We start from the raw sequence: 9,126 nt of genomic DNA, 5'->3' as shown, positions 1-9,126 counted from the left end.
AGATACGCGGACCGGTAGTTCAGTTGGTTAGAATGCCGGCCTGTCACGCCGGAGGTCGCGGGTTCGAGTCCCGTCCGGTCCGCCATTTTTTTAAAGGATATTGTCCGACAGGCACAATATTCGACTCAGGGTGATTAGCTCAGCTGGGAGAGCATCTGCCTTACAAGCAGAGGGTCGGCGGTTCGATCCCGTCATCACCCACCAAGTTTAAGATGAAGCGAAACGCTTCATAAGCAAGATATGCGGACCGGTAGTTCAGTTGGTTAGAATGCCGGCCTGTCACGCCGGAGGTCGCGGGTTCGAGTCCCGTCCGGTCCGCCATTTTTTAGTAGAGAGTAAAGATTGCACGACAGGCGCAATCGACATTTGAAGACGAAAGTCTTTAGATTTGGGTGATTAGCTCAGCTGGGAGAGCATCTGCCTTACAAGCAGAGGGTCGGCGGTTCGATCCCGTCATCACCCACCAAGTTCAAGRTGAAGCGAAACGCTTCATAAGCAAGATACGCGGACCGGTAGTTCAGTTGGTTAGAATGCCGGCCTGTCACGCCGGAGGTCGCGGGTTCGAGTCCCGTCCGGTCCGCCATCTACAAAAACGATTATCTTTCAGATAGTCGTTTTTTTTTATTTACATGGACGTAATGTATCCCTGTAATGCACGACCACAGGATGTAGGAGTTAGGGCGAAGCAGGATGTCAGAGCCGTGGAGCAATTCCAAGGGTGTCTATTGTTACGGCTTTTACTCTGAGTATTCAGAAAGGGTAAACAGCAGGCGAAAAAAAAGCTGGTAGACACCAGCTTTTTGAAGCAGGGCTGTGGGTATCAGAAGCGACGACCGCCTTCACGATTCCCACCAAAGCCACGACGACCACCGCCATTGTTGTTGCGTGGACGCTCAGTTGCAATGCTTACGCGGATGCTGCGACCAGCTACATCCTGTCCATCCAGAGCCAGAGCTGCTTCGGCAGCATCAGTAGAACTGAATGTTACGAAAGCAAAGCCACGAGAACGACCGGTTTCACGATCAAGGATAATCTTGCATTCCTCGATTTCGCCGAAGGCACCAAAAGCCTCTTCCAGATCTTGTTCCGTCGCGGCGAAGGCCAGGTTACCAACGAACAGTTTGTTTGCCATTTTTTCTCTATCTCCGGGGACGCTGTAGCTGCTTGTCTGCTACCTTTCAAAGCATTTAGCGTCGCACGAGACACTGTCTTTTTGGGCATCAGGTAAGAGTACAATGTTTAAGTGAGATTCCATTGTAGCACGTAGATCAGTGGAATGAAGGCTTGTTATATGTATTCTTTATTACTGATATCGTTTATATCACTGACTTATTACGGTATTAACTGTTAATTAACGTCAAAACAAGAAGAATAAATGTCAATATGTACTTTTCAGATGTAATTGGTAATAAAGTACCAGTTGAAAGAATAAACCCCTCTTTTATACGTCGTTCTCCTATTGCACTGGATGTTCTTCGGCTTGATCAACTTCATAAAGTGATTAGTGGAAACAAATGGTTTAAGTTGAAGTGTCATCTTAAAGAAGCTCAATGCCGCGGTATTAATACGCTTCTTAGTTTTGGTGGAGTCTGGTCCAATCATCTTCATGCTATGGCAGCGGCTGGTCATCTTTTGGGTTTTAAAACAATAGGTATTGTCCGGGGTGAAAAGCCTGTTAATCCATCCGCCATGTTACAAGATGCAGAATCCTGGGGAATGAAGCTTGTTTATGTCAGCCGTTCTGAATACAGGCAGAGGTATCAACCGGAATTTCATCGCATTTTATTGAATCAGTTATCTCTTTCATCGGAGCAGGTACTTGTAATTCCTGAAGGTGGATCGGGTGAATTGGGTGTCAAAGGATGTGAGGATATTCTATCTGCAGGTTCAGTAGTCCTGGCTGATTATGATGAAATCTGGATGGCCTGTGGCACTGGAGCCACCCTTGCAGGAGTGATCCGGAGCACTCAAGGTGCTGCCTGGGTTAGAGGCTTTCCTGTTTTGAAGGGGGTTGACTTTCTGAACGCAGATATTCGGCAGTATCTTGAACCATCAGACGATCGCTGGAGTCTGGAGCTGAACCATCATTGTGGAGGCTATGGGAAAACAACCCCTGAACTGATTCAGTTCATCAAAGAGTTTGAGCGGGAGACCGGCGTCCCCCTGGATCCGGTTTATACCGGAAAGCTGTTATTGGCTCTCAAGCATAAAGTCGAATCCGGAGACATGCCCCAGCCCATGCGATTGTTACTGGTTCATACAGGGGGTCTTCAAGGGCGCCGTGGTTTCAGTGAATGGAACAGTGATTAAAACTTTTCAAGCAGGGAGCCCGCTGAGTCCATCAAGCCTGACGGTAAGGCTGATTTTAATAAACCGGCTGCTTCGCTGCTTCGGCCATCTTTAAGATAATCAATCAGTACCGAAGAAAACTTTCCAATCATGTCATTATCAAGCCCGAGGGTTTTGAACTGTTTGCTCAGGGTATCAAAACTGCCTAACAAGCTGGCTGAATCCAATAATGATGATGAGTTTTTTGTGTGATCAACTTCTGGCGCCTGTTTCAACAACTCCGGTGTTTCAGGAAGAGCTTCCTTTATTACGTTAAAGTCGTCTTTTGAAAGTTTACTATTGGCCATTTGCAATAATGAACCGGCTCCGCCCTGTGCTTGAAACTGGCTGATATTTAATTGACTGGTCAGGGTGTCAATCAGTCCACTGGCTCTGGAATGAGAAGGTTGAATAATCAAAAACAGGGCAAGTGTTATGAATAACAGAGATTCAATACGATAAACAGAAAATCTCGATAGTTTCATAAAGCCAACTCGTTCGTTAAAAAACAATCCTTGAAGTATTAACCAATGCTGGCAACAGCTTGATACAAATTGTTCTATTAACCACTGTTTCTTATATTTCTGCGGCCATTATGGCTCTGGCTTCCCAATCATCGGGCACGACAAAAAAACGACTGCTCTCAATTAATTCACCTTCCTGATCATGGCATCGAACCACCATTTGGGGTCGGGCGCTGTTAAATAGTTGCGACTGCAGTCGACTGATCAGTGTTTCCCGGGTCAGGTGAGTTGCAGGATCAGGCAGGCCCCGATAAGTCGATAGCCAAAGAGATTTTGGCAGAGGCAGATAGCAGGCCTCTTCTCCATCCTGCTCCAGCCAGGATTCTAACTGGTTGATCGGTAGCCAGTGACCTCTCAGGTGGTTTGCAGAGCAATCTTGAGGGATTGGACAGATACCTGAAATGGGGTAAAACAAATAACCCTGGAACAGAATTTCTGTTTTCACTTCCGAGATATTCAGAGCGTTCAGTACATTTCTACCCGGTTGGGTGTCTGAAAGAGTAATCTGATGCCTCAACATATGGTTGAGTTTTCTGTCCATTCTGTCTCTGAGCCCTGGTCCTACCCAGTGGTGCCAGGGGCTCGCTGTGCGCGTGTTGGAAGGCAGCCCCAGATAGTATTTGACGGCCAGTTCCCGATGAATGAAAACGGCTTCACTCAGTGACTTGAGAATCAGGTCATACTCACCCAGTGTCTGGTGATTATTCTGAACCTGCAGATTGCAGGCAATCAGCTCATACTCCCGGGAATGTCTCAGAATATGCTGCCAGAGGGATTCATAATAAATACCCAGCAGGTGGCTGCGGCGCTGATGCAGAATATCCACTAGCTCTGAATAGCCAGAGCCTGTAATCTGGTAGGGGTGTGCCGGGCTGGTTGCGGGACAGATAAATCTCGAATCAAAATTGGGATTGATGATAGAAGGGCTGCTCAATAACCAGTCTATGTCCCGGGCCACCTGTTGATGCGAGAGTCGATTCATTTTTGTCTGTTCAGAAATGGGTCGGGGCCCTGTTGGGTTGAGATAAGAGTAACAGATTCATCTGAGAGTGTTTATATTCGTTCATCAGAAGCCTGGTCAGGCTGATAGTCTACCGTCGGGCTTGTGTGCTGAATGCATTCACCAATGACAAGTGATTTAGACCGATGGAAGAATTCAAGCGGGTAGGGGTGACAGGTCGACAGGGTAAGGCTCATATTGATGGGACCCTGAAGCGCCTGACCCATTTTCTGCATTCGCAGGGTGTAGCTGTATCACTGGATGAGCAATTGTCTGATCTTCTACCGGATCATGGCTTTGACGTGTGTGATCGTGCTGAAATGGGCAAAACCTGTGATCTGGTGGTTGTGGTAGGAGGCGATGGCAGCCTGCTGGGCGCCGGAAGGGAGCTGTCTGTTTATGATGTACCCGTTGTCGGGGTTAACCGCGGACGGCTGGGTTTTCTGACAGATGTTTCACCGGACGAGCTGGAAACCAGTATTGGCGAAATCCTTGCGGGTCAGTACCGGATGGAAAGCCGGTTTCTGCTGGAAGCGAAGGTGGAGCGAAAAGGCAAAACCATTGGTTGCGGTGACGCGCTGAACGATGTGGTGCTGCACCCGGGTATCTCGACCAAGATTATCGAATTTGAACTGTTCATCGAAGATCAGTTTGTTTATCGCCAGCGCTCAGACGGGCTGATCATGGCTACGCCGACCGGGTCGACAGCCTATGCCCTGTCCGGTGGTGGTCCTATTATGCACCCCAAGCTGGATGCCATTGTTCTGGTGCCCATGTACCCTCATATGTTGACCAACCGCCCTCTGGTGGTGGATGGCAACAGCCAGTTGAAGCTGGTGATTCACGAAGGTAACGAAATCCATCCCCGCATCAGCTTTGATGGACAGGTGGATATCGAGCTGGCTCCAGATGACGTTATTTTGATCCGCAAGAAGCAGCAACAGCTGCGGTTACTACATCCTCTGAACCACAATTTTTATGAAGCCTGCCGATCTAAATTAAGATGGTATCCTAATGACGATGTCCAATAACGTCCTTGGTAGGGCAGGGTATTTGACTACACTAATCGCTTTCGATAAAACAAGAGTTGACTATGTATAGGGCACTGGAGCTTCCTGCAGACAAGGATTTGAGTGCATTGTCCTACTTTTTATACCGGCAGGGCGTGCCCCACAGAATTACGGAAGAGTCCGGAAAACAGGTGTTGTGGACTCAGAATGAGCAGCAGGGGGAAGCCGTAGAGAAGTTCTACGAGGACTGGCAATCCGGTGAGCTGGAGCTGGCAGTGGCACCGCCCCGAAAAGGGCCTGAAGTAGGCAACTTCTTCAAAAGCATTCCCTGGAAGAGCTTTCCTTTTACCTTTCTGATTCTGGCGGTGTGTCTGGTGGTGGCAGTTCTGACCCATCTTGGGGAGAACATTCAAGCCATCTCCAGCTTCACCTTTGTGGACTTCAAGATATCCAATGGCTACATCTATTACGCCAGTCTCGCTCATACCCTGGAAACTCATGAATACTGGCGGCTGATCACCCCGATCTTTATCCATTTTGGCATTCTTCATCTGGTGTTCAATGCGCTGATGTTTTATGTGTTGGGCGGTCGAATTGAAATGCATCAGGGTGGTATTCATCTGCTGGGTCTGGTTTTGTTGACCGGGGTGCTTTCCAACTTTGCACAATACGCCATGTCAGATGGTTCGGTACTGTTTGGTGGTCTCTCAGGTGTAGTTTATGGCTTGATGGGGTACAGCATGGTGCGTGAACGGTTGGATAAAAGCTTTTATATGGGGCTGCCACCGGCCATCTACGGATTCATGATTCTCTGGCTGGTGATTGGTTATACCGACATTCTTGGACCAGTGCTTGGGCAAATGGCCAATGCTGCTCACCTGGGTGGACTGGTTTCCGGCATTGTCCTGGGTGGCCTTGCTGCTGTGATGTTCAAATCAAGAATCAAGGTTTAGACGCTAACCCCAGAACTTGTTCCACACAGAGGAGCTGATTCCTACCGTTTTTGGATGGTTTTATAGCCTCTTCTAAATATTCCGAATACGGGGCAATGCAATAACAGTCTCTTCTATAGTGATTGTTAAGGCTCATTAATACAGAACAGTGTGACAGGCTGTAATTGTCATCCTGAATCATTCAAAGTGAAGGGAATCACTATGACTATTTCAGGCTCGCCTCCTCCTTCTTCACCTCGTAAGTCCGGTCATGTCAATAAAAAGCAGAGTCCCAAGCAAGCTGTCCGGCAGCTTTCACCGGCGAGTCTGTTAAAGACGGACCCGGATTTAATGGTGGATCGTTCACCCCGACCTTTAAAGAATCGAAAAGTACAGAGTGGACTCAAAAGAGCACTTGATGAGGCCATGACGGACTTTCCTGAGCTGCTCTCATCCACCAAATGGCATCCAAAACTGAAACTCAATGACTTGAAGACTATCGATAAGCATTGTCAGGAAGTCAGAGATCAAACCCGCCCGCTTAAGCTTGATTGTCTGGAAAAATGTTCCTATTACTCCTCTTGCCAATGGAATGAGGAGTTCCCTGATCAAGCAGAAGTGGATGCGTACTTTGAAAATCTGGACATCATTGCCAAAACCATCCATGCCAATAAGGTGGCAAACTCTGAAGAGCTGGCTTTGACGGTGGCCATTCATTTAATGAGTGAAGACGTGCCAGGGGTTTGTCTTGCCGATGTCGTGGATAATGGCTCCGATGAAGTCACTGCTGATCACGCATTAGTCCTGGTGGGAGCGAAGCCTGAGGATGTTGAGCTGGGTAAGCATCTAAGGTTTTCGGACCTTCCAGATCATGTATTAGTGGTGGATCGCTGGTTGGGTGTGACATGCTCTCCTAAGGACTATTTCTCTGAACGAAGCCGGGTGATGGAAGAATGGGAGAAGGCCGAAGTACCGGTTCTGACTTTTTATGAGTCCAAACCTTCTGAATATGTCTCACCTCTATCGAAAGATAATGAGCTTCCTGAGGACTCTATTTTCAGTGTAATGCCCCTGAGCCTGGATTGTTATGGTATTGATTTGGGTGACGATGACCTTTAAGAAGAATGATCTAAGTTAACTCATGGCGTGTTGAGGCATTGATCAGTTGAGCAGAAAGTTTTCTGGAGTCAGGAAATACTCTGTTAAGGGCTGAATCGCTCATTAACCAATGCTGCTCAAGAACACTGGCTATCCAGCTTCGGATATCAGAAGTAGGTTGAAGGTCACGGCCCTGGTACAAATCATCTCCGGAAAGACCAGGCTAGTCCCCAAGGACCTTACCTCCCTTAAATGCACCTCCAGCCAGAATCAAAGTAGAAGCGGTACCATGATCCGTACCACCGGTGCCGTTTACTTTGACGGTACGACCAAATTCAGTGGCAATCACGACCACCGTATTTTTCCAGGTATCACCCAGACTTTTTTGAAGCTCTGTCAGGCCAGTGTTTAATTGTTTGAGCTGTCGGTTCAGTCGATTGGCCTGATTGTCATGAGTGTCCCAGCCACCCATTTCAAGCATGATGGCATCGGGTGACTGTTCTCCACTGAGTAATTTTCCAGCTGCCCGGGCTTGGGCAATAAAGTTGGCGGCTCGTTTTTTACCCATGTTGTCCTGAGCCAGGGCACGAGTCTTTAATCCCTGTTTAAGACTGTCAAGCAGAGCCGGGTCTTCATGATAAAGTGACATGAGCTGGTCATAGAACTCTTCATTGGCTTCTTTAAAACGTGAAGGGTACCAGGTGGTTGCCTGATTACTGCCTCGCATACTCAGGGGTAGGGAGTTGGCCACGGCCAGTCCACTTTTATTCTGAACGTTCAAAGCTCTTCCTAGCCAGCCACTGTCGTGTTGAAAACGCGGCATACCACTTTCCAGAGTATCCTGAGCGTCAAAGTGGGAGCGGGAACGGTAAGGGGAGGCCACGGCTACGACAGGTGAAAGGTTTTGTTGCAGATACCACTGATGCAGTTGGCTCAGTTCCGGGTGCAGGACAAAACCTCTGTCCAGAGGCAGAGCTTTATCCAGAATCGGGGCTGCCAGTTTTTCACGGTGACTCAGAAAATGAGGGTCGGAGGTGGGCATGACCGCATGGAGTGAATCCATTGCACCTCTTAACACCACCCAGACCAGTTTTTTGTTATCTGCGGAGGTGTTTGGCACTGCTCCGTACAGTGAGAGAGGCGACAGTGCCAGTCCGGTTCCCAGCAGTTTGATCATTTCCCTGCGTTTCATGCTTTATCTCCTGAGAAATTCCGGGCTCATAAGAAACAGGGCTGCAGCCATTTCGCGGCTTTCAGCACCACCGACCAGCAACCGGGTGTGATCGGAAGCCAGTGAGCCAAAATAGTTTTCCAGCAGTTGTTTCGGTGAAAACTGTGCGGATTTAAACCGCACGCTCATCTGGTTGACCCAGTCAATTCGTTTCAGCAGGGCGCCACTGCCGTCCCAGGCATCTGCCGTGTCGTCATATCCGGCCGGTGAACCCGCCGCAAAGGGTTTTTGTCCAAGGTGTATCAGCAGGCGAATGACTCTTTGAGCCGGCAGTTCGCTGACGTTGGCCAGTCGCAGAGTGGATATCAGAAACTCTCTCGGGGTTTTGTATTTTTCAAAGGTCGATTGCCAGGCCTCAGAGTGCTGAATCAAAGTGGTCATGACAGCGTGAAGATTGCCCCGGGTCTTGCTCCAGGTGTCGGTTAACGCTTTGACCAGAGACTCTGATGGAGTGTCGCTGATAAAGTGACGTGCCAGCTTGAAGCAGACCAGCCTGGCAGTAGCGGGGTGTCGGGCCAGATCCCTGAGAATGGCTTTCCCCTGGTCAACGCCTGTCTGGGGATATTCTTTGCCCAGTACAGTTCTGGTTCCGGGTTCATGGCCGTTGGGACGGTATTTAAAACCTTGTCGTGTATCTGCTGCCCGGGTAATACTCCAGCCACTGATGGCTTTGGCCAGTTCCTGAATATCATTTAGAGTATACCCGCCGTTAACGCCAAGGCTATGGAGCTCAAGAATTTCTCTGGCGAGGTTTTCATTTAGGCTCTTAATGGATTCCGGGGAGTTATCCAAACAACACTCCCAGAAGACCGGTTAGAGCTGCTTTCCCGCGCTTCTTGATATTGTGCAGGCACTCGAAGAAACCCAAATACAGCGGTAACTTCTCTTGTGATATACCCCGATGAGGACGCAACCAGGAACGCAACAGCGACCAGAACCCCTCCATTGTATTCACATGAATCTCATGAAAACCGTCGCCGTCCTCATCTCGTGCATATTCACC

10 protein-coding genes, 5 tRNA genes and 1 pseudogene are annotated in these 9,126 nt (G+C 48.7%); 9 read left to right on the top strand and 7 right to left on the bottom strand.

Features of this window, described 5'->3' with window-relative positions; all coding sequences use genetic code 11:
- Nucleotides 1-8 precede the first annotated feature (8 nt).
- The 5 genes from WG89_RS27360 to WG89_RS27340 all read left to right on the top strand — a co-directional run bounded on the left by WG89_RS27360 (nucleotide 9) and on the right by WG89_RS27340 (nucleotide 583).
- Nucleotides 9-85: transfer RNA gene (locus WG89_RS27360), tRNA-Asp, on the top strand.
- 43 nt (nucleotides 86-128) lie between these two features.
- Nucleotides 129-204, top strand: a tRNA-Val gene (locus tag WG89_RS27355).
- Nucleotides 205-244: 40 nt separating this feature from the next.
- Nucleotides 245-321 (top strand) — tRNA-Asp (locus tag WG89_RS27350).
- Between the two features lie 69 nt (nucleotides 322-390).
- Nucleotides 391-466: transfer RNA gene (locus WG89_RS27345), tRNA-Val, on the top strand.
- Between the two features lie 40 nt (nucleotides 467-506).
- A tRNA-Asp gene (locus WG89_RS27340) sits at nucleotides 507-583 on the top strand.
- A gap of 237 nt (nucleotides 584-820) precedes the next feature.
- Here the strand turns inward: WG89_RS27340 and WG89_RS27335 are convergent.
- Nucleotides 821-1,132, bottom strand: coding sequence for an RNA recognition motif domain-containing protein (locus WG89_RS27335; RefSeq protein WP_062270815.1), 312 nt, complete (start codon nucleotides 1,130-1,132; stop codon nucleotides 821-823).
- A 251-nt stretch (nucleotides 1,133-1,383) separates the two neighbouring features.
- On the opposite strand from WG89_RS27335, the gene WG89_RS27330 reads away from it, so the two are divergent.
- Nucleotides 1,384-2,310, top strand: coding sequence for a 1-aminocyclopropane-1-carboxylate deaminase/D-cysteine desulfhydrase (locus WG89_RS27330; protein WP_062270814.1), 927 nt, complete (start codon nucleotides 1,384-1,386; stop codon nucleotides 2,308-2,310).
- On the opposite strand, the gene WG89_RS27325 is transcribed toward WG89_RS27330, so the two are convergent.
- A complete protein-coding gene (locus WG89_RS27325; RefSeq protein WP_062270813.1) occupies nucleotides 2,307-2,813 on the bottom strand; it encodes a DUF2780 domain-containing protein in 507 nt (168 codons plus the stop codon). The two genes, WG89_RS27330 and WG89_RS27325, sit on opposite strands and share 4 nt — an antisense overlap.
- A 91-nt stretch (nucleotides 2,814-2,904) precedes the next feature.
- Nucleotides 2,905-3,834 carry a DUF1853 family protein gene (locus tag WG89_RS27320; protein ID WP_062270812.1) on the bottom strand — a complete coding sequence of 310 codons (930 nt, stop codon included), beginning with the start codon at nucleotides 3,832-3,834 and terminating at the stop codon, nucleotides 2,905-2,907.
- 164 nt (nucleotides 3,835-3,998) lie between these two features.
- Between WG89_RS27320 and WG89_RS27315 the strand changes: the two genes are divergently transcribed.
- The 3 genes from WG89_RS27315 (at nucleotide 3,999) to WG89_RS27305 (ending at nucleotide 6,913) form a co-directional block, all read left to right on the top strand.
- Nucleotides 3,999-4,883, top strand: a complete 885-nt coding sequence (locus WG89_RS27315) for an NAD(+) kinase (protein WP_062270811.1) — start codon at nucleotides 3,999-4,001, stop codon at nucleotides 4,881-4,883.
- 62 nt (nucleotides 4,884-4,945) lie between these two features.
- Nucleotides 4,946-5,815 (top strand): rhomboid family intramembrane serine protease, encoded by an 870-nt coding sequence (locus WG89_RS27310; RefSeq protein ID WP_062270810.1) that lies wholly within the window; start codon nucleotides 4,946-4,948, stop codon nucleotides 5,813-5,815.
- A gap of 201 nt (nucleotides 5,816-6,016) precedes the next feature.
- Nucleotides 6,017-6,913 (top strand): hypothetical protein, encoded by an 897-nt coding sequence (locus tag WG89_RS27305; RefSeq protein WP_062270809.1) that lies wholly within the window; start codon nucleotides 6,017-6,019, stop codon nucleotides 6,911-6,913.
- 10 nt (nucleotides 6,914-6,923) lie between these two features.
- Here WG89_RS27305 and WG89_RS31800 read toward each other — a convergent pair whose 3' ends face one another.
- From WG89_RS31800 to WG89_RS31445, 4 genes and pseudogenes are all read right to left on the bottom strand, one after another.
- A complete protein-coding gene (locus WG89_RS31800) occupies nucleotides 6,924-7,094 on the bottom strand; it encodes a hypothetical protein (protein WP_216638572.1) in 171 nt (56 codons plus the stop codon).
- 21 nt (nucleotides 7,095-7,115) lie between these two features.
- Nucleotides 7,116-8,084 carry a DUF1501 domain-containing protein gene (locus tag WG89_RS27300; RefSeq protein WP_216638571.1) on the bottom strand — a complete coding sequence of 323 codons (969 nt, stop codon included), beginning with the start codon at nucleotides 8,082-8,084 and terminating at the stop codon, nucleotides 7,116-7,118.
- Between the two features lie 3 nt (nucleotides 8,085-8,087).
- Nucleotides 8,088-8,915: a DUF1800 domain-containing protein gene (locus WG89_RS27295; RefSeq protein ID WP_062270808.1), complete on the bottom strand. Its 828-nt coding sequence runs from the start codon at nucleotides 8,913-8,915 to the stop codon at nucleotides 8,088-8,090.
- Nucleotides 8,908-9,126: pseudogene (locus WG89_RS31445) on the bottom strand (IS1595 family transposase); the annotation flags it as partial. The gene WG89_RS27295 and the pseudogene WG89_RS31445, both read right to left, overlap by 8 nt.

It is taken from the genome of Endozoicomonas arenosclerae, assembly GCF_001562015.1.
Taxonomy (GTDB): domain Bacteria; phylum Pseudomonadota; class Gammaproteobacteria; order Pseudomonadales; family Endozoicomonadaceae; genus Endozoicomonas_A; species Endozoicomonas_A arenosclerae.
The sequence above is the reverse complement of the archived record's forward strand: the minus strand, read 5'-3'. Positions and strand labels throughout refer to the sequence as shown.